We start from the raw sequence: 25,474 nt of genomic DNA, 5'->3' as shown, positions 1-25,474 counted from the left end.
CCCCCCCCCCCCCCCCCCCCCCCCCCCCCCCCCCGAAAGTCGTGCAATAGGTCAGATGGACGTCCGATCCACCATCTCCACGGCGACGCGCTCCCCGGTTTCGAGCGACTTCACACCTGCCGCGCATACGACGGCGGCCGAGGCGGCCGGCTACGAGGTGCTGCTGTCGTCGAGACGGGTACGTCGCCCCCATGGGTCGGCACGGGTTGCGCGCACACCCGCGTTCTCGCGGGCGCACACGACGAGAACGCAGGAGCGGCCGCCGCGCGACTCCTACTCGACGAGTCGGTCCTGCCAACTGCAGTGATGGCGGGCAACGATCGATCCGCCCTCGTGTGATGGACGAACTGACCAGAGCCGGCATCTCCATTCCCGGTGAGATCTCGATCATGGGTTTCGACGACTGAAGCGCTCGAATTCACCGTGACTCGCTTGGAAGACGACGGCGCCGAGAGCTGCGACATCGTGATCGAGCCGCAACTGGTGGTGCGAGGAACAACCGGGCGTCCGCGCACCGGGCCCAGAACACCCTGACCGCAACAACCACTGTGCAATGGAAGCGTCGATTCTCTAGTTAACCAATTGCTTGGTTGTTACGATCGCGGGGAGACAACCGCCGACGTCTGTGATTCGGTGGTGCCCAATCGCGAGGAGAGACATGCCCGAGGCCTACGTCGTCGACGCCGTTCGAACGCCCATCGGCAAACGTGGCGGCGCTCTGTCCGAGATTCATCCGGCCGATCTGGGTGCTGGAGTCCTTCGATCACTCCTCGATCGAACTCCGGTAGACCCCGTCGACGTCGACGACGTCATTTTCGGATGCGTCGATGCGATCGGGCCCCAGGCTGGGAACATTGCCCGTACGGCGTGGTTGGCGGCCGGTTACCCCGAACAGGTACCGGGCGTGACGGTCGACCGACAGTGCGGATCCAGCCAACAGGCCATCCATTTCGCAGCGCAGGCAATCATGAGCGGAACCGCGGACGTGATCGTAGCGGGCGGGGTTCAGAACATGTCCAAGATCCCGATCGCGGCCGCCATGACCGCCGGACGTGAGTACGGGTTCGACACCCCGTTCGCAGGCTCGGCCGGCTGGGAGCATCGATACGGCAAACAGGAAGTATCGCAGTTCCGCGGCGCAGAAATGATCGCCGAAAAGTGGTCCATCAGCCGACAACTCATGGAGGAGTTTGCGCTGTCGAGCCACACCCGGGCTCGCGCCGCGATACACGAAGGTCGCTTCGACCGAGAAATCGTCGCGGTGGACGGCCACACTGTGGACGAGGGTCCGAGGTCCACCTCGCTCGAGAAGATGGCGTCGCTGCCGACGTTGGTCCCCGACGGTCGTCTCACCGCTGCCCTTGCGAGTCAGATTTCCGACGGCGCCAGTGCCGCACTGCTTGTGTCCGAGTCGGCAGTTCGAAGGTACGAGCTGACCCCGCGCGCCCGAGTACATCATCTCAGCGCCCGCGGAAGTGATCCGATCTACATGTTGAGTGCACCCATCCCTGCTACCAAGTACGCATTGAAGAAGGCAGGACTCTCGATCGAGGACATCGACGTCATCGAGATCAACGAGGCGTTCGCCCCCGTCGTGCTTGCCTGGATGCAAGAGCTCGGGGCCGACCCCGCGAAGGTCAATGTCAACGGAGGCGCCATCGCACTGGGCCATCCACTCGGTGCGACCGGAACAAAGCTGTTCGCGACGCTACTGTGCGAGCTCGAGCGCACCCAGGGCCGCTACGGACTGCAGACGATATGTGAGGGTGGAGGAACCGCGAACGTGACGATCATCGAACGACTCGGGTAGGTCGTTCCACTAGCTCGGCGACCCGGTCGATCGAGGCGATTGCTTCCGCGACAATCGCTTCGATCAATTCGGCGCAGGTGGGCAAATCGTGAAGCATGCCGACCACCTGCCCGGATGCGAGGACGCCCGCCTGTGTGTTGCCCTCCACGAGTCCGGCCTTGAGAAGCATCGGTGTATTGGCAGCCATCAATACCTGCGCCCAGGACAGATCCTTTCCGTGCCGCATTGCCATACCGTCCCGAAGCATCGTGGAGACGGACATGCCGGTCATCTTCTTGAACTTCGACGCATTGCGGGCCGCGTGGAGGAAACCCCGTGCCCGCGAGGAACTCTCCAGCGATTCCACCAGCGGCGTGCGCAGGACTCGGTGGGGCATCCCATCCACCCGAGTGGAGACGACGGTTCCGTCCAAGCCGGACGCGAGATATCGGTCCTTCACTTCGTCCGGAACCGTGCTCTCCTGAGTGAGGAGAAATCGTGTCCCCATCGCGACGCCTGCCGCGCCGTAGGACAGTGCTGCAGCCAGGCCTCGACCGTCGAAGAAACCACCGGCGGCGACAACAGGAATGTCGACGGCATCGAGCACCGAGGGAAGCAGCAATGTCGTTGCTACCGGACCGGTGTGCCCGCCGCCTTCACCCCCCTGCACGATGACCGCGTCGGCTCCCCATCCTGCGACCTTCGTCGCATGTTTGGCCGCACCGATAGACGGAATCACCACGACTCCGGCATCTTTGAGAGTGGCGATCAGTTCAGGCCGCGGAGCGAGCGCGAACGATGCGACGCGAACGTTCTGCCGGATCAGCAATTCGACGCGCTCTGCCGCGTCGGAGGCATCGGCTCTGATGTTGACTCCGAACGGACGGTCGGTCGCCGCTTTCGTCTTGGCGATCGCCGCGTCCAGTTCGGCGTACGTCATCGTTGCCGACGCCAAAATGCCGAGACCGCCCGCGTTGGATGTCGCCGCGACGAGCCGCGGTCCGGCGACCCAGCCCATTCCGGTCTGGACGACGGGATGTTCCACTCCGACGAGCTCGGTGAAGGCGGTCTTCAATCGCGTCACGGCGTCGGCACCTCCTTCTCGCGCGCACCGCGCGGATCGATGTCGTTGCGGATCAGGTGCAGCTCGTGTTCTGTCGGCATTCGGGTCTCGACGACGACGGAGATGTCCAGGTCGAACCCTGTTGCGTCCACTACATCGCCGACGGACACGCCCGGATGCACGGAAAGCAGTCTCATGGACTTGTCCTGGCCCGAGAAGTCAAGGACAGCGAGGTTGGTCACGACGCGATGGACGTCGAGAAACCGAGCCGATGGGTTGTCGCGAAGCCTGTCGTACCCGACGCCGGACACCATGTCGACGCGTTCGACGAACACTCGAGCCGAGTGCCTGGGAACCCAGTAGCTGGTGCGGTGATTGATCGTGTTGCCCGGACCGCCTCGAACGCCGAACATCTGCCGGGTCGGCTGCGCGTGCGGCCCGAAGCAGGAGATGTTCTGGTTGCCGAAGCGATCGAGCTGATTGGCGCCCATGATCACATGCCGCCGTCCGGATGCGACCACGTCGAACACCTTTCGGTACGGAATCCACCCCTCGAGAGTGCCCCGAGCTCCGAGCGCCGGGGTGTCGTCGAGCAGATAGGCCTCACCGTCGGACAGCAGGAGATCCGGTTCGTTGGTCGAACGCGAAAGCCGTGCACCGATACTCGGCATCAACCCCATCGGGCTGGCCATGATCTCGCCCGCTCCGGCGAGGAGGTCGGCGCACGCGGTCGCGCAGATCTCTGCTCGGGTCACGGTCACAGTAGGAGTTGTCACTTCGCCACCTCGGAGTTGCCGACGCTGATTCCCGACAGATAGTTCTCGTAGAAGATCGACCAGTCGTCATCGTTGGCGGCGGCCGAAACGTATGCCCTCTGGAACTCCTCGTCTCGGTTGTAGTCCGGTACGCACGAGGTGAAGTGAGCGCCACCCGGTGCCTCGACGACTGCATCGACCATCATGCGATTGGTCAACATGGCCTGCGGCGGTGCAGCGGCGACGAGCTCGGCCGTGGTCACGATGTGCTCACAGGTCAGGTAGCGGCGCCGTGCAGCAAGTAGATACAGATCGTCGAAGTACGGGTCTGGTCCGAGGTAGACACCGTTCCCACTCGCGTCCGCACGATTGAGATGAACGAACGCCGCGTCGAGGTTCAGCGCCGGCATCGCGACGAGTTCCTCGTAGTCCTCGGTGTCGGCAACCGGGTACGGGGACCGCACTGTGCGCAGTTCGGGGTAGTAGGTCATCACGTCCGAACCGAGTCCGGCCCGAATCGGCAGGAACGGCAGCCGCGCTGCAGCCGCGCGCAGGCCGGCGTTGAGCATGCCTTCGTCGACCTCGCGGACCTCTATCGAACCTGTCGTCCTGGCCTTTGCGAACCACGGGTCGTACGGGATGGAGTCCAACGAGACGAACCCGAAGACCACTCTCCGAACCTTGCCGGCAGCACAGAGCAAACCCACGTCCGGTCCCCCGTACGACACGATGGTGAGGTCTTTCAGGGGCGAGCGCAGCAGTGCCCGCACCGCGGCCATCGGTTTTCGGCGCGACCCCCAGCCGCCGATACCGATCGTCATCCCATCGGAGAGTTCCGCCATGATCGATTCGAGGGTGGTGGTCTTGTCACGTCGTGCGGGTGTGCTCATTTGCCTTCGTTCGCTTCGGTTGTTGCTCGAAAGTTGTTGCGCAGGGAGGCTCGACGCGCCTCGTCGGCTGCGCCCGAGAGGTTGAGCTCGAAGGTGAATCCTTGCTCGAACCGGTAGCTGCGGTGAACCGGCTGCACATCGATCCCGTTCAGCGCCTCTTTCGCAGCTCGAATGACCCGCGTGTCCTTTGCTGCGATGTCGCGGGCGATCCGTAGCGCCGCTTCGTCGAGTTCGTCGCGCGGGACGACGTCGTACACGGAGCCGAAGTGCTGCAATGCTTTCGCATCGATCGGGCGAGCCGTGTAATAGAGCGTTCGCATGAGGTGTTGGGGCACGAGACGGGCGAGATGCGTCGCGGCCCCGAGGGCACCACGATCGACTTCGGGAACGCCGAAGCTAGCGTCTTCGGAGGCCACGACCACGTCGGCGTTACCGACTAGCCCGATGCCTCCGCCGAGACAGAAACCCTGCACTGCAGCGATGACCGGTACCTCGCAGTCGTAGACCGCCGAGAAGGCGGCCGCGCATCCCTTGTTGGCACCGATGAGATGGTCGTAGCCCGAGAACCTTTCGATTTCCTTGATATCGACCCCGGCACAGAATCCTCGGTTCTCGGCCCGAAGGACGACTACATGGGTCTCGGTATCCTCCCCTGCTTCACGGACTGCGCGCGCAAGGTCGAACCACCCCTGCACGGGAATCGCATTCACCGGCGGGTAGTCGATCGTGACAGCGACGATGCCGGGTTCTGGCGTGGAAACGGTGACAGTCAAAATTCGATCCTTACTTTTTTCGTCCAAAGCAAGCATGTGCTTGGTAAGTTAACACAGTCGAACCGATGCGCTCATGGAGTTCGTCGATCCTTACGATCGAGGAGGTAGCGGTGCCGCCAGCTGGAGATGGTCAGGTCGTACTGGTCACCGGCGGGGTACGCGGGGTCGGTGTCGGAATTTCACGAGCCTTCCTCGATGCCGGGTACGTGGTGATCACCTGCGCACGACGACAGCCTGACACGCCGATAGTCGTGGGTGGCCGCGAAGCCGAGTTCCTGGCGTGCGATGTTCGAAGCGAGGAAGAAGTATCCGATCTCGTCGCGCACATCATGAAGCGACACGGACGACTCGATGCCGTTGTCAACAATGCAGGTGGTTCCCCGTTCGCGCTGGCAGCGGAGGCCAGCGGACGCTTTCACCGAAAGATCATCGAGCTGAACCTCCTCGCGCCCCTGACGGTTGCCCGGGCAGCCAACGAGGTTATGCAGCAGCAGCTTACGGGCGGGTCCATCACGATGATCAGCAGCGTGAGCGCGCTTCGCCCCTCCCCCGGCACGGCAGCGTACGGAGCCGCCAAAGCTGGACTGGACAACCTCACGACGTCGCTGGCCGTCGAATGGGCACCCAAGGTCCGCGTCAACGGACTGAACGTCGGCATGGTCGAGACCGAGCAGAGCGCTCTGCACTACGGCGGTGAGGACGGCGTCGCTGCCGTCGCACGTACCGTCCCGTTGGGACGACTCGCCACGCCCGCAGATGTAGGCGCGTGCGCGGTTTTCCTGGCATCACCCGCCGCCGCCTACGTCAGCGGAGCGATGCTGGCCGTCCACGGAGGCGGCGAGCGACCCGCGTTCCTCGAGGCGGCAACTACGAACAAGACAGCAGACACCGACAGAGCAACAGTTGATTCGGAGAGGGATCGTTCATGACAGATCTGTGCAGAGACCGCGTCGTCGTCGTCACTGGAGCCGGCCGCGGGATCGGACGCGCGCACGCGCTCGCATTCGCAGCCGAGGGCGCCAAGGTCGTGGTCAACGATGTCGGCGTCTCGATCGATGGGTCGAACGGTTCGGCAGGCCCCGCACAGGACGTGGTGGACGAAATCCGTTCTGCAGGTGGCCACGCCGTCGCGAACTCGGACGATGTCGCGGACTGGGCTGGCGCAGGCAGGTTGATCGGCACCGCGGTCGAGCAGTTCGGAACGGTCGATGTGCTGATCAACAATGCGGGTTTTCTACGCGACCGCATGCTGGCCAACCTGGGTGAGGACGAGTGGGATGCCGTCATCCGTGTACACCTCAAGGGACATTTCGCACCGCTGCGCCACGCCGCTGCGTACTGGCGATCAGAGTTCAAGGCCGGCCGTCCGGTCGATGCCCGCATCGTCAACACCAGCTCCGGCGCGGGGTTGCAGGGAAGCGTCGGGCAAGGCAACTATTCCGCGGCGAAAGCGGGAATCGCGGGGCTGACACTGGTTGCCGCCAGCGAACTCGCCGGCTATGGCATCACGGTCAACGCGATCGCACCAGCTGCGCGCACGCGCATGACCGAATCCGCATTTGCCGAGGACATGGCCGAGCCTACGAGCGGTTTCGATGCGATGGCGCCCGAAAATGTCTCGCCCCTGGTGGTCTGGCTCGGTAGCGCCGAGTCGGGGGACGTCACCGGGCGCATCTTCGAAGTGGAAGGAGGCATCGTTCGAGTGGCCGAGGGGTGGCGTCACGGTCCGTCCATCGACAACGGAGCACGATGGGATCCGTCGAAAATCGGTCCGGCAGTTCGTGATCTGCTGTCACGTTCAGAGACGCCGGTACCCGTGTACGGCGCGCGCTGACCTGGAGTGCCAGTTCTTCAGGCGCGCTGGCTCGACACCGAGACGACCTCCCCGGTGAGGTAGGTCGAGTAGTCGCTTGCCAGAAAAGCGATCGTCGACGCGATCTCCCACGGCTCCGCAGCGCGGCCGAATGCCTCGTCGGACGCCAGCTTCTCCAGCAGCTCCTCGGAGGTGACCTTGGCGAGAAACGCGTGGTTGGCGATGCTGGGCGCGACCGCATTGATGCGAACGCCGTATTCGGCGGCTTCGATCGCGCTGCAGCGCGTCAACGCCATCACGCCGGCTTTCGCGGCGGCGTAGTGCGCTTGACCGTGCTGCGCGCGCCAACCCAGCACGCTCGCATTGTTGACGATCACTCCACCGTGCTCGACGCCCCGGAAGTAGTTCAGCGCAGCGCGAGTGCACCGGAAGGTGCCGTTCAGCGTCACATCCAGAACCCGTGACCACTGCTCATCCGTCATATCGACAACAGGGGTCTCGCCGCCGAGGCCTGCGTTGTTCACCAGTACATCGATCCGCCCCAGCGCCGCGACGGCACCGTCGATCAGGGCGTCGACGCCGCTCGTGCTGGTGACATCACACGTCAGCGCTTCGACCCTGCCGAGCCCCAACGCTGCGAGTTCGGCGCGCGTACTTTCGAGTCGACGGTCGTGAACGTCGGACACGAGGACGTCGGCACCTTCCATCAGTGCCCGACGCGCGGTCGCACTGCCGATTCCGGTGCCTGCAGCCGCCGTCACGACGACCGTTCGCCCGGCCAGAAGTCCATGCCCTGGCGTCTCGACGGGAGGCTGCGACAGTGATTTTGGCATCGGGGACCCGGTACTCGAGACCCCTGACTTCGTATGGTTCTGGGAGTTCACGGGCGCGCCTCTCGCGGAAGTCCGAGCACGCGCTCGGAGATGATGTTTCGCTGTATTTCGTTGGAACCGCCATAGATGGTGTCTGCTCGGGTGAACAGATACAGCCGTTGCCAGTCGTCCAGTTCTCCGGTATCCGACAGCATCGACGACGGCCCGACGACCTCCATGGCGAGCTCCCCCAGCCCTCGATGCCAATTGGCCCACAGCAATTTGGAGATCGAATCCTCCCCTGCTGTACCTGAACCGCCGAGGGTCGATGCAGCGTAGGCACGCATCACGCGCAATCCGATCCACGCTCTCGTCAGCTTCTCGCGGACCGCGGGATCGTCGATACTGCCGTTGCTGCACGCTACCGAGATGATGCCCTCCAATTCACGCGCGAAGCCCACTTGCTGCCCCAGCGTCGACACGCCGCGTTCGAATCCCAGGGTCGCCATCGCAACCGACCATCCCTGGCCGGGTTCTCCGACAACGAGGTCTGCGGAGGTTCGCGCGCCGTCGAAGAAGACCTCGTTGAATTCCGACGTCCCGGTCAGCTGAGTGATCGGGCGCACTGTGACGCCGTCCTGCTTCATCGGAACGAGCAGGTAGGACAATCCGGCGTGACGCGCCGAACCCTTCTCGGACCGGACGAGAACGAACGCCCAATCGGACAGGTGCGCAAGCGAAGTCCACACCTTCTGCCCCGTGATGACCCACTCGTTGCCGTCGAGCGCCGCCGCGGTCGACACTGCGGCGAGGTCGGATCCGGCACCTGGCTCGGAGTAGCCCTGGCACCACAGTTCGCTCACCGAATTGATGGACGGGAGAAACCTGGACTTCTGCTCCGGTGTTCCGAACGCGATGAGCGTCGGCCCGAGCAGTTCCTCGCCGATGTGGCTCACACGAGCCGGAGCGTTCGCCCGTGCGTATTCCTCGTGAAAGATCACCTGGAGTTCGAGAGGTAGCGCGCGGCCTCCGTACTCGGTCGGCCAGCCGAGGCATGTCCATCCAGATGCGGCCAGATGGCGGTCCCACGCGAGGCGCTCGTCGAATGCCTCATGTTCACGCCCCGGTCCGCCCAGGCCCTTCAACGCGCCGAACCGACCGGCGAGGTTATCGCTCAGCCACTCTCGCACCGTTCGTCGAAAACGGTCGGCATCGAAATCTTCGCCGTGCTCGACTCTTCCCTCTTCGCTGCCCATTCGGGTACGTTAACAAACCAAGCCCTTGCTCAGCTAGGAGTTGACAGTGTCGGACTACGGGCAGACCACCCCGAGTGCGTTGATGCACGCCGCCGCAGCGTTCGCCGACGCAGATGCCATCGTCGACGGCTCCGTTCGGATCTCCTTTCGCGAATTGCTCGACTGTGTGACAGAGACCGCGCGCGCCTTCATCACCCTGGGAGTCGAATCTGGCGACCGCGTGGCGCTCTGGGCTCCGAACACGTATCACTGGATCGTCAGCGCCCTGGCGGCCCATGTCGCAGGCGCCGTGCTGGTGCCGATCAATACTCGCTACACCACTGCGGAGGCGACCGACATTCTCGAGCGGACCCGCGCGCGGTTGCTCGTGGTCCCCGACAGGTTCCTCGGCGTAGATCGCCTGGCGGAGCTCGATTTCGCCGCACTGAGTCGGCTACAGATCGTCACGATTCCGCTGGGTATCGACACCAGGCCCTCGCACGGACCCGTCACGCGCTGGTCCGAACTTGCCGCGCTCGCAACCGAAACACCGGAATCCGCCGTCCTGGACAGGTCGGCCGCGCTCACCGGTGACACGGTCAGCGACATCCTCTTCACATCGGGAACCACCGGCAAGAGCAAAGGTGCAATGAGTGCACACCGTCAGTCACTGTCGGTGGCTCGCGCATGGGCGGACTGCACGGGTTTGAAAGCCGGCGATCGCTACCTCGTCGTCAATCCGTTCTTCCACAGCTTCGGTTTCAAGGCAGGGATTCTTGCTGCACTCTCCGTCGGCGCGACGATCTACCCCATGGCTGTGTACGACCCGGAGACAGCAATGAGGACGATCGATCGCGACCGCATCACCGTGCTTCCTGGCGCTCCGACGATCTTCTCGACGATTCTCGACCATCCGTCACGACCCGGGTACGACCTGTCGTCGTTGCGGCTCGCAGTCACCGGTGCAGCCGTCGTACCCGTCACGCTGATCGAGCGCATGCGGGACGAGTTGACCATCGACACGACGTTGACCGCGTACGGACTCACCGAAGCCGTCGTCGCGACTATGTGTCGCCCGGGCGACGATGCGAAGACGGTTGCTTCGAGCTCGGGACGTGCGGCCGCCGGATGCGAGATCAGAATCGGAGACCGCGACGAGATCCTGGTACGCGGCCCCAACGTGATGCTCGGCTATCTCGACGACCCGGAAGCTACCGCAGCCGCGATCGACCGCGACGGTTGGCTGCACACAGGGGACGTCGGAAGGCTCGATCACCGCGGGTATCTCACTGTCACCGATCGAGTGAAGGACATGTACATCTCGGGCGGGTTCAACGTCTATCCCGCCGAGATCGAGCAGGTGATCCTGCGTTTCGCGGGTGTGGCCGATGTCGCGGTCGTGGGCAAGTCCGATCCACGACTCGGAGAGGTCGGGGTTGCCGTCGTCGTCCCGTCGCCAGGCGCACAGATCGACGCCGAAGCCCTGCTCACCCACTGCCGCACCGTGCTGGCGGGATTCAAGGTACCCAAGACAGTGGAATTACGGAACGAGCTGCCCCGGAACGCGGGCGGAAAGATACTCAAACGTGTACTGCGCGAGGAGCTCCGATGACGAATGAAACCGAAGAGAACGTTGTCACGTACGAGGTGCGTGGTTCGACGGCGATCGTCACGATGAATCGGCCCGAATACCGCAACGCCCAGAATTCGGTGATGACGTATGCGCTGGACCGCGCCTTCACCGACGCGGTGGAGGACGACCGCGTCAAGGTCATCGTCCTTGCAGGTAACGGCAAGCATTTCTCGGCGGGCCACGACATCGGCACTCCAGGACGCGATGTCGACGCGCACTACGAGAACAGGGCGGTCCTGTGGTGGGATCACGTCCGAAAGACCGGCGGTGACCAACGATTCGCGCGTGAGATGGAGGTCTACCTCGGAATGTGCCGTCGGTGGCGGGACATTCCGAAACCGACGATCGCATCGGTGCAGGGGGCATGCATCGCGGGCGGGCTGATGCTGTCGTGGATCTGCGATCTCATCGTCGCGAGCGATGATGCGTTCTTCTCGGATCCAGTCGTTCGGATGGGAATTCCGGGCGTCGAGTATTTCGCACATCCGTGGGTTCTCGGTCCGCGTCGAGCGAAAGAGATCCTGTTCACGGGCGATAGGTTTTCTGCCGCAGAAGCTTTCGAGTGGGGCATGGTCAACCGGGTGGTTCCCCGCGCCGAACTCGAGTCCGAAACCATTGCACTCGCCGACCGGATCGCAGCCATGCCTGCATTCGGGCTCGCGTTGACGAAGAAGGCTGTCAACCAATGCGAAGATCTCATGGGAATGCGATCCGGGATGGATTCGGTGTTCGGATTGCACCATTTCGCGCATTCGCACAACGCGGAAGTGGACACCGATTCGCTCGGCGGGATGGACGCGAAATCCATGAAGAGCTCCGCGACGTCGACCACCGAGAAGAGCTGACGGGGATGGATCTCGATCTCGATACCGCCACCGAAGCGTTTCGCGACAGCGCGCGGACGTTTCTGCGCACGCACCTACCGAGCACTCCTCTGCCGTCCTTGGACACGGCGGAAGGGTTCGAAGCGCACAGGGAGTGGGAACGCGCTCTTGCGTCCGCGAAGTACTCGGTGGTGTCCTGGCCCGAACGGTACGGGGGCCGAGACGCATCCATGCTCGAGTGGGTGGTGTTCGAGGAGGAGTATTACGCCGCCGGCGCACCAGCACGCGTCAGTCAGAACGGGATCTTTCTCCTCGCCCCGACGCTGTTCGAGCACGGGACAGAGGAACAGCTGGACCGGATACTCCCTCGCATGGCCAGAGCGGACGATATCTGGGCGCAGGCATGGTCCGAGCCCGAAGCGGGGAGCGATCTCGCAGGCATCAGATCGACGGCCAAGCGAACCGACGGCGGCTGGATTCTCGACGGCCAGAAGACATGGAGTTCACGAGCGAGTTTCGCCGACAAAGCATTCGGCCTCTTTCGCTCCGACCCGTCCGCTCCCCGACACCGCGGACTCACGTACTGCATGTTTCCGCTCACTGCCGACGGCGTGACTGTGCGACCCATCGCACAACTCGACGGCGAACCGGGTTTCGCCGAGATATTCCTCGACGGTGTATTCGTCCCCGACTCCGATGTCATCGGTAAACCGGATGATGGCTGGCGCGTGGCAATGAGCACCTCCAGCAACGAACGCGGAATGTCACTGCGCAGTCCAGGCAGATTCGTGACGGCCGCGGAGAAGCTGGTGTCGTTGCTGGACGAACACGACGGTAGATCGGATGCCGTCGGTGACCGAGTCGTGGATGCGTGGATCGCGGCACAGGCGTATCGGCTGCACACGTTCGGGACGGTCACGCGACTGGCAGAGGGCGGGAGCCTCGGAGCGGAATCTTCGGTGACCAAGGTGTTCTGGTCCGAACTCGACGTGGCACTGCACGAGACGGCCCTCGAGATCCTCGGGGCGGGCGCTGAACGGGCAAGTTCCTGGACCGACGGGTATTTGTTTTCACTGTCGGGCCCAATCTATGCCGGCACCAACGAAATTCAACGCAACGTCATAGCCGAACGACTGCTCGGCCTACCGAGGGCAGATCGATGAGATTCGCTTTGGACGCGTCACAACTCGACTTCGCTGCGAGTCTGGATTCGATGCTGGGTGCGGCCGACGTCCCGACAGTCAGCCGGGCCCTCGCATCCGGCGACGTACTCCCCTGCCGAAACTTGTGGTCTTCGCTGGCCCAACTCGGAGTTACCAGCCTGTTGATCGATCCCGAATTCGATGGACTCGGCGCCGATCCGGTGGACATGGTCGTTGCGCTCGAGCGGCTGGGAAAATGGGCCGTGCCCGGCCCGGTAGTGGAATCGATCGTGGCCGTGCCCGCCCTGTTGGGGGCCCTTCCCTCCGAGCAACAGCGGGAGTGGTTGCCGGGCCTTGCGTCGGGACAGCTGATCGCGACGTTGGCAGTGGAGCCGAATGTGCCGTACGCGGTCGATCCGGCTATGGCAGATGTCGTGCTGCTGGCACGCGCAGCATCGGTATCCACGGCAACGGTCGTGGCCGTTCACGAATCGATCGATCCGTCACGCCGGTTGGGCCAGGTGGTGGCCGAAGGTACACAGATCGCTGGAGGCGACAGTACCGAAGCAATCGACAGAGCCGAGGTGCTCGCCACCCTGGCCTGCGCCGCGCAGCTTCTGGGTGCCGGTCAGGCCATGTTGGACGCCACTGTCGACTACGCCAAGTCCAGGCAGCAATTCGGGCGACCGATCGGGTCGTTCCAAGCGATCAAGCATGCATTGGCCGACGTCTTCATCGGCCTGGAGTTGGCGCGACCCGTCCTGTTCAACGCCGCACTGTCGGTCGGTGCGAACTCACGGCACGCGCGGCGAGATGCCTCGGCCGCGAAGGTCGTGTGCGGCACCGCGGCGAACTCGTCGAGCCGCACGGCACTGCAGGTGCATGGGGCAATCGGCTACACCATGGAATACGACCTGTCACTGTGGACCACCAAAGTTCGTGCACTGCAGTCCTCGTGGGGTACGGCCGCCGTACACCGTCGGCGCGTTCTGGAGTCCCTGTGAATGCGCTGACCGAAGATCAGAGGATGCTCGCCGAAACGATGCGGGCGGTATTGACCAAGAAGGCGACGCCGGCGGCTGTGCGTGCGGCCATGACGTCCAGCGACAGGTTCGATCGCGAGCTGTGGACACTTCTGTGCGAACAAGTCGGTGTCGGCGGGATCTCGATCGACGAGAACTACGGAGGATCCGGTGGTGGACTGGTCGATCAGCTGATCGTCGCCGAGGAACTGGGTAGGGCGCTCGTTCCTTCGCCTGCACTTGGATCGTCCGGTGTGTGTGCTGCAGTTATCGAGGCGTCCGACGACGAGGAAGCCAAAGCACGTCTGCTGCCCGACATCGCTGCAGGTTCGTCGATCGTGTCGCTGTGCGCCGCGGACGAACAGGGCGACTGGTCCCACGGGGTACCTGTAGAGGCACGGTACGACGACGAGTGGTCGTTGACAGGGCGGGCACGCTACGTCCTCGATGCAGCCTCGGCGTCGACGCTCCTCGTCGCCGCCCGATCGGCGGGCGGAGTGGAACTCTTCGAAGTCGACGCTCACGCTCGGGGGGTGCTGTGCTCCGGCGGCGCGACGATGGACCCGACTCGCGCGCTCTACGAGGTCGCATTCGACGGTGCTGCTGCGCGCCGACTCGAGACTACCGATGCCTCAGCCGTACTGGAACAGGCGATCGATCGGGGCATGGTTCTCCTTGCTGGCGAACAAGTCGGGGCTGCCGCGCGGTGCCTGGAGCTCACCGTCGAGTACACCAAGTCGAGGGTGCAGTTCGCACGTCCCATCGGCAGTTTCCAGGCACTCAAACACCGAATGGCCGATCTTCACGTACTCGTCGAGACGGCACGGGCAACAGCATATTTCGCGGCATCGTCTCCGGATCGACACACCTCCGCAGGCGTTGCACGAGCCTACTGTTCGGAGGCCTTCACGGCTGTTGCGGCGGAGTGCGTCCAGCTTCACGGCGGTATCGCCATCACCTGGGAGCACGACATGCAGTTGTACTTCAAGCGCGCGCATTCGAGTTCACAACTGTTCGGACTCCCCCGGGTGCACGTTGCCGCACTCGAAGGTGCCGCGGGTCTGCCACGCCGGACGGCGCAGCCCCCATCCGACGCACGCCGAGTAGAAAGTGAATAATTCAGCCATGGCTGCATCACCGAAATCCTCCCGGGCCGCATCGACGCCGCAGCCGCGCAGCACCGGCCGCACCAACGCTCGTGGACGAAACAGCAGCGGTGGCAGGAGCAGCGAGCAATCAGGTCAGGGGTCGGAGCGTCGGCAGGCGCTGGTCGAGATCGCAGCCGAACTCTTCGCGGAAAAGGGATTTCGCTCGACCACCGTCCGCGAGATCGGCGATGCGGCGGGGGTGCTGTCCGGCAGTCTGTACCACCATTTCGACTCCAAAGAGACCATCATCGAGGAGATTCTGTCCAGCTACCTCGGCAATCTCATGGAGACGTACACCGAGATCGTCGAGCGAGAACAGGATCCGGTTACCACACTCCGTGAGCTCATCGTTGCGGCGTTCGTGTCGCTCGGACCTCACCGTGCGGCGATCACCGTCATCCAGAACGAGCGGAATTATCTGTCTCAGTTCCCCAGATTCGCCTACCTGACCAAGGCCGAAGCCGATGTTCGCCGCATCTGGATCAAGGTCATCGAAGATGGCATTGCACAGGGCAAGTTCCGAGACGATCTCGACCCGGTGATCGCTTACCGCTTCCTTCGCGACTCGGTGTGGGTCGCGGTCCGTTGGTTCACCCCTTCCGGAAAGCTCAGCGCAGAGCAACTCGCGGACCAGTATCTGCTGCTGGTAATGGAGGGGCTGCAGGCTTCGGGCAGCGGGAAGCCGAGACCTACCGCGAAGCGGACAACGAACAACTGACGGTCCAGGCGGGACCGCCCGGCACCTACCGAACGACGTCGAAGACCTGCTTCTGCACACCGTTCCCGTACGTCTCGTGCTCCACGAGAACCAGTTTCGTCGTGTCCTTGTCGGCATCGCTGAACAGCCGCTTTCCGGCTCCGAGCAGCAGCGGGAAAGTCAGCAAGTGGTAGCGGTCGACGAGGCCCGCGTCCGCGAGACTGTGTCCGAGAGTTGCACTCCCATGGACGGCGATAGGGCCGCCCTCGGTCTGCTTGAGAGCCGCGACCTCGTCGAGTGAGCGCAGAATCGTTGCCGGCCATCGGGAGTCCTCGCCCTCGAGCGTCGTCGACACCACATACCGAGGCATCGCGTTGTACCCGGCGAAGTCGTCCATGGTCGGCCAGATCGGCGCGAACGCCTCGTACGACGTCCTGCCCAGCAGCAGTGCGGTGGTCTCTTCTTGCTCGCGGCCCTTTATTTCGTAGGCCGCTGCATCGAACTCGACATCTCTGAACGTCCACCCGGAGTTGCGGTAGCCCGGCTCGCCACCTGGGCCTTCCATAACTCCATCGAGGGACACGAAGGCAGTCACGATCAGAGTGCGCACGCGGAATTCTCCAAAACTCTAGGTTGACGGCGGCAAAGGCGGATCTTACGGCGTCGAACACATCCTTGCTCTTCTTGCTGAGATGTAGGTCACCTTCCACGTCGGGGTTTGGCGAATTTACCGACGGGTAACAAAACCTGGAGTGCCTCGACTCGAGTACAGGCACTGACGACGACCCATTCGACCGAAGGAGCGCACGATGACTACATCAACACTGCTCGCACAGTTGCGGGCCGTGCTTCAGCTGACCAATACCGAAATCCAGATCGCCGAGACCCGCGTCGCGCAGGCACGAACCGACGCCGTTCGGGCAGAGCTGACGCAGAATGCGTTGAATGGCCGCGCTCGCGCAGACGCCATCGAATCGACCCTCCGCGACCTCGGCGGCCTACCCGACGTTGTCGGACCGCTTGTCGGCCGAACCCTGGCATTGTTCAAGACCCTCGCCGAGCAGGCCCAGCCGTTCGACGAAGCGCTACTCGGCGATCTGGCACTCGAGCAGCAGCTTCTCGGCAGATCCAAGTACATCAAGGCCCTTGCCACAGCTGCGAAGGAACCCGCTGCGGTGGCTCTTGCGGACCGGCTGATCAGGGCGCACAGTGCCACGGTCGAGTGGCTGGAGACAGTGCTCGCCGAGGATGCGCTCGGTGGTCCCGCAGCATTGCGCCGGACCCCGTTGCAGGCTGCGGCCGGCGGTGCCGTCAAGATCGTCAACGCGCCCGCGACCTGGTCCGCGCGCGGACTCGACCGTGCGCTCGATGCAGCACGCTCGACCCCGAACCGTCTCGGTGAGCTGCTCGGCCGCGGCGCACATGCAAGCGACATTGCGGCACGGACGCTGGCTGCCAGCCGCGACGCAGCACTCGAAGCTGCCGAGGGGGTCACCCGTGAGGAGGGTGTCGACGGCGTTGCCGACGCCATTCACTCGGCCCGCGCGGCCGGTGGAATCCTCGACGCCGACGAGCTTCCGATCGAGGACTACGACACGCTCAACGTGTCCGAGTCCGTCGCGGCGATCAAGGACCTCACCGATTCGAGTGACATCAGGACGATCGTGGCCTTCGAGGAAGCACACAAGAACCGCCATGGCGTCATCTCGGCTGCCCAGACGCGGCTTGCTTCCATCGCGCAGGACGTCATTTCGGTCGACTGATCCTTGTCCTCTACGTCCGGCCCACATCGTCGATGTGGGCCGGACCGCTTGCATCACCCGCGTGACCACGATCTGCGCGCTGCTACTACCTCTTTCAACCCGCTCGGTCCGACACCTCGGTCCAGCGCGATCAGCAGGACTGCGCAACCGATGCCCGACAATACGAGCGCAACGCAGAAGAGGGCGGTGAAGCCGAAAATGTCACCCACGATGCCGGCGGCCAGCCCGGCTATCCCCTGCGCGAACACGACCGCACACGCGACCAGTGTGTAGTCGCTTCCGGCGAAGCGCTTGTCCGCTGCGTCCATCATGAGCGCGAATATTGCTACGGTCGCGGCACCACCGAGGACATGCTCGGCAACACTGGCGGTCACCACCAACGAAAAGCCGCCGATCCCCAACGACGCGACTATGTACAGCCCAAGACTGAGGGTCTGAACCACACCACCGACGAGGAGGGCGTGTCGCCGGCCGAAGCGGTACGACAACCAGGCGCCGAGAGCGGCACCAACAAGGGCAGCCACCGACGACAGCCCGCCATCGACGAGAGCGATCTGGCCGAGAGTGAGCCCGCTGTCGGACATGAACGGCCCGACCAGTGCGGATCCCATCGAGTTGCCGAACTTGAAGCCTGCGATCAACAGGATGAACGCGACCATGCCTGGTCGACGCAGTCGTGACCACCACGTGACCGCAAGACGGGTTGCGGATTTTTCCTGAGAGCGATCCTGCGTTCCGTTCTCGGCGTCTGCGGCGTCGAGTTGCGCACGCAGCCGCCATACCGGAATGGTTGCGAGAATCAGCAAGGCTGCCATCGCGATGAACAGCGCTCGCCACCCGGCAAAGCTGAACAGCCACAACAACAGTCCCCCTCCGCACACCATGCCGATCCGGTACGCGCCGACCTGAATGCCGTTGCCGACACCCCGCTGCTGCACGTTCAGAAGGCGCACCGCAATTCCGTCGGTCGCGACGTCCTGCGTGGCGGACAACAGATTGACGACAAAGACTCCGACGAAGAGCCATCGAAGTGTCGTGGACAGGTCCAGCAACGACAACCCGAGTGCGATGCCGGCGGACGCGAACTGCAGGGACAACAGCCACCGTCGTCGGGTTCCGTATCGGTCCACGTAGGGCGCCCACAAGAACTTCAGAGCCCACGGCAGGAAGAGAACGCCCGTTGCGCTGATCTTCACCAACGAGTATCCCGACTCCCGCAATACGACCGGGAGAGCTCCGGTGAAGAATCCGAAAGGTATTCCTTGCGCGAAATACAGCGCGCCGAGCAGTGTGAAAGTACCGACCGTGAAGGTGTTCGGTCGCAACGCCTTCGTCATGCCGGACATCGTGTCAGAACGGGGACCGATGCGCTCGCTCACGGGTTGTCGACGCTGGAAACCTTCACGTCTTCGATCGGCTGCCGCAGAATTGTGCGCAATTTCGACGGGTCGACCCGTCGAGGATCACTCAGATAGATTTCGTGATGGCGCCCGGTCATCATCGCGCCCGCTGCCGGAATGAACTCGTCATGCAGGCGACGCAGAACTTCGGCCTCGTCGTCGTACGAACCGACGTGCAAAGTCTGCACACACCGTCCTTCGCGAAGGGTCTCCATTCGTAGATCGACGTCAATACTGTTGTGTCGCTTGGCTGTCGACTCCGCCACCGCCGTGTCGAACATGTCCTGCTCGATCCAGTCGGGCACCATGTTCAACACTGTCCAATTCCACTGCGACTTGTCTCGCTCGGTAGTGAACACGTCCATGTTCGACGCCCACCACAGCGCTTCGAGCGGCATGACGACGTAGTCTCGGCCGAGCTCGTTCTTGCTGAAGAACTTGAGCGCATATGCAACCGGGTAGACAGCCGAAATGGCGTCCGCGTAGCTCTGCGCGGTGTTCGGGTCACCTCGCCCGTCGACCATCACGTACCGAAGCGGCGGAACGTCGACAATGTCGAACTTGCCGCGTCTTGCCGTGTAGCACGCAAGTGACTTCTTGAAATCGGTCTTCATCGACAACCTTTGCTCTTCATCGACAACCCGCGCTACGGAGCCGGCATGGCCGACGACTTGGTGGAGACGCTAGTGGCGAGACGATGTGCCCGCAAGGCCCGCACTCGGCGTCACTTGCCGACCGAACGGTATGGACTTCGGATACGCTTCGTGTGCCTCCAACAGAATGGAATTCCTATGACAGAAGCAACGAGTCACCGGATCACACGGGTAACTGCACTTCTGTTCGCGGGAGCTGTCACAGTGGCGATCGCCGGTGCCCCGACCGCATCAGCGGCGCCGGTCACCAAGACTGTGTTCTCGCTCCTGCTGGGCTCAACCGGCTCTGGATCGTCCAGCGAAAACGCCTTCGTGAACGAATCGATGTCGGTCACCACCGACGCGGAGCTACCGGGATTCTCTCGCTTCTCCTCTAGCTCGGAGTGCTACTGCACGGTCTCGTGGACGAACCACAGTACCGGTGATTCCGGTCAATGGAAGTCGGGTGGAACTTTCGATGCGCCATCGACATTCACAGGGTCGGGTAACATCAGCGCGACGGCGGCCGTCACCTCCGGCATCACCTTCCTGCCCGGACAGGGTTCCTGGATCGCTCCGTAGCCGATCGGCGTAAGTCCGCTCCGCAAGCCGCGGGCCACGCGATATGGTGAGGAGAGCCGGGGAAGTCAGCTCCCACCCGCCGCTTCGGACAGATCGGAACGACGTTGACCGACTTCGACACGCTGATCGTAGGGGCCGGAATCGCCGGGCTGACGGCCGCAAGAATTCTCGCCGACGCGGGGCGACGTGTTGTCGTCCTGGAAGCCCGCAACCGCGTGGGCGGCCGGGTCTGGACATCGCGCTCCAACGGTGAAGTCCTCGACTACGGCGCCTCCTGGATTCATGGAGTCGACGGCAACCCGCTTGCCGATGCCGTCGAGGCCTACGGCATGCGTACCGTCGAGTTCACCGTCGGAAGCTACCAACCCGACAGTCGCCCGATTGCCTACTACTCCCCTGGCGGCACACGACTGAGCGACGAGGCCGCCGAGCGATTCGCCTCGGACGTTCACTTCGTCAGCGCTCGATTGGCGTCGACCATCGCCGAATCGGCGCCGATGACGTCCTTCGGCGATGCGGTGGAAGCTACTCTCGGTGAATTGGGCTGGGAGGAACAACGTTCCGCGAGGGTCCGCGAGTTCCTGCAGCACCGTTCCGAGGAGCAATTGGGCGTCTGGCTCGACGATCTCGACGCGCACGGGCTCGACGACGATGCCATCGAGGGCGACGAGGTCGTATTTCCCGACGGCTACGACGAGCTTGCCACGCACCTCGCACGCGGCCTCGACGTGCGTCGGCAGCACGTGGTCACCCGCATCCGGTGGGCTCCGACCGGCGTCGTCGCAGAAACGGATCAAGGCGAATTCTCCGCCGACAGAACCGTCGTCACGGTGCCGATCGGGGTGTTGAAGTCGCCGAAGTTCGTCATCGATCCGCCGCTACCCCCACCAGTGACACGGGCATTGGATCGGCTCGAGATGAATGCATTCGAGAAAGTCTTCTTGCGATTCCCCGAGAAATTCTGGGACCAGGACGTCTATGCCATTCGCCAGCAGGGTGAGGCCGGTCGTTGGTGGCACTCGTGGTACGACGTCAGCGCGGCACATGGTTCCCCGACACTGTTGACCTTCGCTGCAGGTCCATGCGCCCGCGATACCCGTCACTGGTCGGACGCGCGCATTGCTGATTCCGTCCTCGACGCGCTGCGGGGACTGTACGGAGACCGAGTACTGCAGCCCGATCGTATACACGTCACGCGGTGGCAGGACGATCCGTTTTCACACGGCTCCTACTCCTACATGACCGTCGGATCGGTACCCGAAGACCACGACGACTTGTCCACTCCGGTCGAGGATGTCATGCACCTGGCCGGTGAAGCAACGTGGACCGACGATCCCGCTACCGTGACCGCTGCCCTGAAATCAGGACACCGGGCCGCAGAACGGATCCTCGGACGTACAGTACCGTTCGAGGACATCTGGATCATGCGAGCAGCGGGGTCTGGGGAGAAATGAAGATTCGCAGGGTTTACACGTCGAACGGCGTCGTCGCCGAATATCAGTCGAAGCAGGACTCGGCCTGGCAACCGTTGAGCGACAACAGCGCTCTCGGTGGCACTCGACGACATCGGAGTTGTCGAACACACCATCGTGAACTCCTAGCTTCGAAGATCGGGGCTGCTCGAAACCGCGTTTCGAGATCGTTCGGGAGGTAGAATCGCCTGGTCGACGCTGCCTGAATCGTAAGCCGCCGCGTCCACTTTCCGTGCACGAAAGGGACTGGGCCGATGAACATCTCGTCTTACAGTGTGTTGCGTCGAAGTGTCACCGCGGCACTCACGGCCGTCCTCGTCTCTGCTTTGGTTGCGTGCGGATCGGCCGAGAACGAGAACGGCAGCACCGAGACGAGTAGCGCCGAACAGCAGACACCCACCCAGACTGCGGACGCCGTGGATGTCGACAAGATCACCGATATCGTGTCCAGCCAACTTGCCGCACTAGATCTCAGTGCCGCCGTGTTCGGGGTATGGCAAGGCGACGAAGAAGTCGTTCTCGGCGCGGTCGGCGAGTCGCCGATTGGCGTACCTGCCACGCCGAACATGCAACTTCGCGTCGGTCAGCCGATGGAGCCGATGCTGTCGACGGCACTCCTTCAACTCGACGACGACGGAACATTGAACCTCGACGAACCGATTGCCAGGTGGGTTCCCGATTTTCCACGCGCCGAGCAGATCACGCCACGAATGCTCGCCAACAGCACCAGCGGCATCTCGGACTATGTGACGAATCCCGATTTCTTGAAGACCTTCTACGCGAATCCGATCGAGGAATTCACGGCGCAAGAGATCTTCGACCTCGCCAACGCCCGCCCGCCGCTGTTCGAACCGGGCACCAACTTCGCCTACGCGCACAGCGATCTATGTCTGCTCGGCGTGGTGCTCGAAAAGGCGTCGGGTGAAACGCTGGGCGAGCTGTTGAAGAATCGAGTCTTCACGCCGCTCGGAATGCGCGAGAGCAACGTGATGATGACGCCCCAGATGGCCGATCCTGCCCTGCACGGCTACACCAATGAGCGCGGCGTCTTCGAAGACTCGACCTTCTGGAATCCCACCGCTTTTCTCAACAGTGGAAACTTGAACTCCACAGTTGCCGACGTCGGGCGCTGGGTTCGCGCACTGGGAACCGGCGAACTACTGTCCGACAGCGCATTTCAAGAGATGATGGCACCCGAGACAGCCGGTCTCGGCCCACTCACCGACGAACGATTCTTCGCCTTCGGGACTGCCCACCTCGGCAGCTGGTTGTTCATGAACCCGTCCTTCGGTGGTTACAACGGTGTCGCTTTGTACGACACGGAATCGAAAACCACGATCGTCATCTACGCCACGCTCGGACCGACTGCGAATGCAGACACCAACAACACGGTTCCGATCGCCAGCGCTATCGGCGCACTCCTGTTGCCGGACAATCCGCCGAAGCTGTCCTGACCGGTGCTTCGTGGCGAATCTGTCCCTGGGCGACAAAACCCGGACCCGCCAACGGCCTTGATTACGACTTTTCGGACATCCGAGGCGATACGCTGACGACACGCCGAGCACGAGGAGGCCCTTATGTCGCAGGTCAGCGACGAGGAGGAGTCAGGTCGCCGAGCCGACCCGAACGAATTCGCCGAAGTCGACCAGAGATCGGCCGGGGAACGTGACGACGAGGTCAAGCCAGGGCGTCGGAAGCGGCAGTGGGTCGGGCTCGCTGTTGGTCTACTGCTGGCGGTGCTCGTGTACGCGGTCATGCCCGCCGACGTCGACCACGCTGCGCGGTTGACTGCCGCAACCGCAGTACTCATGGGCATCTGGTGGATGACCGAGGCAATACCGATTCCTGCAACAGCCCTGTTGCCACTCTTGATCTTTCCCGTCCTGGTTGACGACGTCGACATCAACGATGTGGGCGCTTCTTACGGCAACAACATCATCTTCTTGTTCATGGGTGGCTTCCTGCTGGCTCTGGCGATGCAACGGTGGAACTTGCACCGTCGGATAGCGCTTCTCACCGTCAACGCCATGGGCACTAAGCCGACGATGGTGATCGCAGGCTTCATGATCGCGACCGGCTTCTTGTCGATGTGGGTGTCGAACACAGCCACCGCAGTCATGATGATCCCGATCGGTGTCTCGGTTCTGGTGTTGGTACTCGACATCGGAAAGAAGGCGGGGGCCGTTCCCGACGCTGATGCTGATGCCGATGCCGATGCCAATGCCGATGCCAATGCCAATGCCACGATTACGGAGGCGGTGATCAAGAGCAACTTCGGTACCGCGATGATGCTCGGTATTGCCTACGCGGCTTCGATCGGATCGTTGGGGACGATCATCGGCACTCCTCCGAATACTCTGCTGGTGGGTTACCTCGAGGGCCAGGGCATCACGATCGGATTTCTCGAATGGATGATCGCGGGTGTGCCACTCGCGGTGGTCCTGCTGTTCATAGCCTGGTTCTTGCTCACCCATGTCTTGTTCAAACCCGAGATCGATGATATTCCAGGCGGCAAGCAGCTCATCAAGGGCGAACTGGATGCCCTGGGGAAGATGTCGCAGGGTGAGATCCGAGTCGCGATCATCTTCTGTCTCGCGGCTGCGTCGTGGGTCGCGGTTCCACTGATCTTCGACGCGCCACCGATCTCCGACACCGGGATCGCAATGACTGCTGCAATTCTTCTGTTCCTGATGCCCAGCGGAGGAAAGAAGGGTGTTCGCCTGATCGACTGGGAGACGGCCGTCAAACTGCCCTGGGGTGTCCTGCTCCTGTTCGGTGGAGGACTTGCACTGTCGGCGCAGTTCCAATCCAGCGGCCTGACCGACTGGATCGGGAGTGTCGCAGCGGGACTCGATACTATTCCCGTGGTCCTGCTGATCGTCGTGGCAACGACGGCAATCATCTTTCTGACCGAGATCACGAGCAATACAGCGACGGCAGCAACGTTCCTGCCCGTGGCCGGCGGGGTCGCGATGGGCATGGACATCGATCTGCTGGTGCTGACAATTCCCGTCGCGCTGGCAGCGACGTGTGCGTTCATGCTTCCGGTGGCAACGCCTCCCAACGCGGTCTCGTACGCCAGCGGTTACATCACCATAGGCCAGATGATGCGGGGTGGGTTGTGGCTCAACCTGATTTCCATAGCCTTGATCACGCTGGCGGCCTACACCGTGTTCGCGTGGTCGTTGGGCATCGAGTACTGACCCCGGATTCCTGAGCCGCCCAGTTTGCCTAGCGCATGGTCCACTCCTGCTCCTCGACGCCCGCTACAGGCGCTAGGAGGGACTCGACGACGTCTGAATACATGGTGCGTTTGATGTCGCCGAGAACACTGCCTCGTGTTCCGGTCAATTCCGTCGCACGTGCGATGGCATCGTCGAGTAGACGATCTTCCGCGGAGGCGGAATCGACCAGACCGAGGGTGGCGGCGTCGTCACCGCCGTATCGGCGTCCCGTGGTCAGTGCCTCGTGAAACGCCAGAGGTGTCAGCTTGGCAGCAACCAACCGCACTGTTCCTGGGCTGTAGCTGGCACCGATACTCACGCCGGGGAAGCACAGAAAGCCGCGGTCGGCTCGCATGACCCGGTAGTCGTGTGCCATGGCGAAAAACGCCGCGCCGCCGAACGTATGCCCTTGTAGTGCAGCGACTGTCTGCATCGGGAACGTCAGAACACGTGCCAGCAGCGACTGCACCGCGCCGATGAACAGGTTCACCTGGTCGAGGTTCTCAGCGCCCCAGGAGAGGTCGACACCGTTGGAGAAATACTTGCCTGTCGCCGTGGTAACCAGCGCCGCCGGCCCCGTCGCTGCCTCGACCTCGTCGAGAAGCGCTTCGACGTCGGCAACCCAGGCTGGTCCCATTCGATTCTCGCCATTGTCTACATCTCGGTCCCCGAGGTTCAGTACGAATACGTCGGCAACACGGTCCACATAGGGCATGTCCCCAACGTACGCACACATTCGTTGGCAGATGCACCAATGTTCGAGGATTCCGCACTGCCTCGTCGACGAGGCAGTCGCAGGACCGAC

General features: G+C 63.0%; 25 protein-coding genes. 15 read left to right on the top strand and 10 right to left on the bottom strand.

Annotated features, from left to right (window positions below; translation table 11 throughout):
- Nucleotides 1–55 precede the first annotated feature (55 nt).
- Nucleotides 56–307 (top strand): hypothetical protein, encoded by a 252-nt coding sequence (locus ACODSO_RS19255; protein WP_489038392.1) that lies wholly within the window; start codon nucleotides 56–58, stop codon nucleotides 305–307.
- Between the two features lie 351 nt (nucleotides 308–658).
- Nucleotides 659–1,810 (top strand): acetyl-CoA C-acetyltransferase, encoded by a 1,152-nt coding sequence (locus ACODSO_RS19250; protein WP_489038391.1) that lies wholly within the window; start codon nucleotides 659–661, stop codon nucleotides 1,808–1,810.
- Here the strand turns inward: ACODSO_RS19250 and ACODSO_RS19245 are convergent.
- Genes ACODSO_RS19245 through ACODSO_RS19230 form a run of 4 tightly spaced genes read right to left on the bottom strand, consistent with a single transcriptional unit; the run spans nucleotide 1,791 to nucleotide 5,270 of the window.
- Entirely contained in the window at nucleotides 1,791–2,873 is a 1,083-nt protein-coding gene (locus ACODSO_RS19245) for an NAD(P)H-dependent flavin oxidoreductase (protein WP_489038390.1), read from the bottom strand. The genes ACODSO_RS19250 and ACODSO_RS19245 overlap by 20 nt on opposite strands.
- Nucleotides 2,870–3,628: a CoA-transferase subunit beta gene (locus ACODSO_RS19240; RefSeq protein WP_489038389.1), complete on the bottom strand. Its 759-nt coding sequence runs from the start codon at nucleotides 3,626–3,628 to the stop codon at nucleotides 2,870–2,872. The genes ACODSO_RS19245 and ACODSO_RS19240 overlap by 4 nt, the downstream gene beginning before the upstream one ends.
- Entirely contained in the window at nucleotides 3,625–4,497 is an 873-nt protein-coding gene (locus ACODSO_RS19235; protein ID WP_489038388.1) for a CoA transferase subunit A, read from the bottom strand. Before ACODSO_RS19235 ends, ACODSO_RS19240 begins: the two co-directional genes overlap by 4 nt.
- On the bottom strand, nucleotides 4,494–5,270 hold the full coding sequence (locus ACODSO_RS19230) for an enoyl-CoA hydratase family protein (protein ID WP_489038387.1): 777 nt from the start codon (nucleotides 5,268–5,270) through the stop codon (nucleotides 4,494–4,496). Before ACODSO_RS19230 ends, ACODSO_RS19235 begins: the two co-directional genes overlap by 4 nt.
- Nucleotides 5,271–5,335: 65 nt before the next feature.
- Between ACODSO_RS19230 and ACODSO_RS19225 the strand changes: the two genes are divergently transcribed.
- Complete coding sequence (locus ACODSO_RS19225; RefSeq protein ID WP_489038386.1) at nucleotides 5,336–6,199, top strand: SDR family oxidoreductase; 864 nt, start codon at nucleotides 5,336–5,338, stop codon at nucleotides 6,197–6,199.
- Nucleotides 6,196–7,104, top strand: a complete 909-nt coding sequence (locus tag ACODSO_RS19220; protein WP_489038384.1) for an SDR family oxidoreductase — start codon at nucleotides 6,196–6,198, stop codon at nucleotides 7,102–7,104. The genes ACODSO_RS19225 and ACODSO_RS19220 overlap by 4 nt, the downstream gene beginning before the upstream one ends.
- A gap of 17 nt (nucleotides 7,105–7,121) precedes the next feature.
- On the opposite strand, the gene ACODSO_RS19215 is transcribed toward ACODSO_RS19220, so the two are convergent.
- On the bottom strand, nucleotides 7,122–7,916 hold the full coding sequence (locus ACODSO_RS19215) for an SDR family oxidoreductase (protein WP_489038383.1): 795 nt from the start codon (nucleotides 7,914–7,916) through the stop codon (nucleotides 7,122–7,124).
- Between the two features lie 47 nt (nucleotides 7,917–7,963).
- Nucleotides 7,964–9,151: an acyl-CoA dehydrogenase family protein gene (locus ACODSO_RS19210; RefSeq protein ID WP_068378340.1), complete on the bottom strand. Its 1,188-nt coding sequence runs from the start codon at nucleotides 9,149–9,151 to the stop codon at nucleotides 7,964–7,966.
- Between the two features lie 46 nt (nucleotides 9,152–9,197).
- On the opposite strand from ACODSO_RS19210, the gene ACODSO_RS19205 reads away from it, so the two are divergent.
- From ACODSO_RS19205 to ACODSO_RS19180, 6 genes are read left to right on the top strand one after another with little or no spacing between them, the layout of a single operon-like run.
- Nucleotides 9,198–10,742, top strand: a complete 1,545-nt coding sequence (locus ACODSO_RS19205) for a FadD3 family acyl-CoA ligase (protein ID WP_489038382.1) — start codon at nucleotides 9,198–9,200, stop codon at nucleotides 10,740–10,742.
- Nucleotides 10,739–11,608 carry an enoyl-CoA hydratase gene (locus tag ACODSO_RS19200; RefSeq protein WP_489038381.1) on the top strand — a complete coding sequence of 290 codons (870 nt, stop codon included), beginning with the start codon at nucleotides 10,739–10,741 and terminating at the stop codon, nucleotides 11,606–11,608. The genes ACODSO_RS19205 and ACODSO_RS19200 overlap by 4 nt, the downstream gene beginning before the upstream one ends.
- Nucleotides 11,609–11,613: 5 nt before the next feature.
- Nucleotides 11,614–12,750 (top strand): acyl-CoA dehydrogenase family protein, encoded by a 1,137-nt coding sequence (locus ACODSO_RS19195; RefSeq protein ID WP_489038379.1) that lies wholly within the window; start codon nucleotides 11,614–11,616, stop codon nucleotides 12,748–12,750.
- On the top strand, nucleotides 12,747–13,733 hold the full coding sequence (locus tag ACODSO_RS19190; RefSeq protein ID WP_489038378.1) for an acyl-CoA dehydrogenase family protein: 987 nt from the start codon (nucleotides 12,747–12,749) through the stop codon (nucleotides 13,731–13,733). The genes ACODSO_RS19195 and ACODSO_RS19190 overlap by 4 nt, the downstream gene beginning before the upstream one ends.
- Nucleotides 13,730–14,869, top strand: coding sequence for an acyl-CoA dehydrogenase family protein (locus ACODSO_RS19185; protein ID WP_489038376.1), 1,140 nt, complete (start codon nucleotides 13,730–13,732; stop codon nucleotides 14,867–14,869). The genes ACODSO_RS19190 and ACODSO_RS19185 overlap by 4 nt, the downstream gene beginning before the upstream one ends.
- 7 nt (nucleotides 14,870–14,876) lie before the next feature.
- A complete protein-coding gene (locus tag ACODSO_RS19180) occupies nucleotides 14,877–15,617 on the top strand; it encodes a TetR/AcrR family transcriptional regulator (protein ID WP_489038374.1) in 741 nt (246 codons plus the stop codon).
- Nucleotides 15,618–15,642: 25 nt separating this feature from the next.
- Here ACODSO_RS19180 and ACODSO_RS19175 read toward each other — a convergent pair whose 3' ends face one another.
- Nucleotides 15,643–16,206, bottom strand: a complete 564-nt coding sequence (locus ACODSO_RS19175; protein WP_489038373.1) for a dihydrofolate reductase family protein — start codon at nucleotides 16,204–16,206, stop codon at nucleotides 15,643–15,645.
- Nucleotides 16,207–16,405: 199 nt separating this feature from the next.
- Here ACODSO_RS19175 and ACODSO_RS19170 point away from each other — a divergent pair, with 199 nt between their 5' ends.
- On the top strand, nucleotides 16,406–17,359 hold the full coding sequence (locus tag ACODSO_RS19170) for a ferritin-like domain-containing protein (protein WP_489038372.1): 954 nt from the start codon (nucleotides 16,406–16,408) through the stop codon (nucleotides 17,357–17,359).
- Between the two features lie 53 nt (nucleotides 17,360–17,412).
- Here the strand turns inward: ACODSO_RS19170 and ACODSO_RS19165 are convergent, their stop codons facing one another.
- A complete protein-coding gene (locus tag ACODSO_RS19165) occupies nucleotides 17,413–18,696 on the bottom strand; it encodes an MFS transporter (protein ID WP_489038371.1) in 1,284 nt (427 codons plus the stop codon).
- Between the two features lie 38 nt (nucleotides 18,697–18,734).
- Nucleotides 18,735–19,373, bottom strand: coding sequence for a GyrI-like domain-containing protein (locus ACODSO_RS19160; protein WP_489038370.1), 639 nt, complete (start codon nucleotides 19,371–19,373; stop codon nucleotides 18,735–18,737).
- A 177-nt stretch (nucleotides 19,374–19,550) separates the two neighbouring features.
- On the opposite strand from ACODSO_RS19160, the gene ACODSO_RS19155 reads away from it, so the two are divergent.
- The 4 genes from ACODSO_RS19155 (at nucleotide 19,551) to ACODSO_RS19140 (ending at nucleotide 24,648) form a co-directional block, all read left to right on the top strand.
- A complete protein-coding gene (locus tag ACODSO_RS19155; protein WP_489038369.1) occupies nucleotides 19,551–19,973 on the top strand; it encodes a hypothetical protein in 423 nt (140 codons plus the stop codon).
- 104 nt (nucleotides 19,974–20,077) lie between these two features.
- Complete coding sequence (locus ACODSO_RS19150; protein ID WP_489038368.1) at nucleotides 20,078–21,427, top strand: flavin monoamine oxidase family protein; 1,350 nt, start codon at nucleotides 20,078–20,080, stop codon at nucleotides 21,425–21,427.
- Nucleotides 21,428–21,699: 272 nt separating this feature from the next.
- On the top strand, nucleotides 21,700–22,899 hold the full coding sequence (locus tag ACODSO_RS19145; protein WP_489038367.1) for a serine hydrolase domain-containing protein: 1,200 nt from the start codon (nucleotides 21,700–21,702) through the stop codon (nucleotides 22,897–22,899).
- Between the two features lie 123 nt (nucleotides 22,900–23,022).
- Nucleotides 23,023–24,648, top strand: a complete 1,626-nt coding sequence (locus ACODSO_RS19140) for an SLC13 family permease (protein ID WP_489038365.1) — start codon at nucleotides 23,023–23,025, stop codon at nucleotides 24,646–24,648.
- A gap of 28 nt (nucleotides 24,649–24,676) precedes the next feature.
- Here the strand turns inward: ACODSO_RS19140 and ACODSO_RS19135 are convergent, their stop codons facing one another.
- Nucleotides 24,677–25,384 (bottom strand): enoyl-CoA hydratase-related protein, encoded by a 708-nt coding sequence (locus ACODSO_RS19135; protein WP_489038364.1) that lies wholly within the window; start codon nucleotides 25,382–25,384, stop codon nucleotides 24,677–24,679.
- Nucleotides 25,385–25,474: the final 90 nt, after the last annotated feature.

Source organism: Rhodococcus sp. FG69, assembly GCF_057808915.1.
Note: the sequence above shows the minus strand (reverse complement) of the source record. Positions and strands in the feature narration are given on the sequence as shown.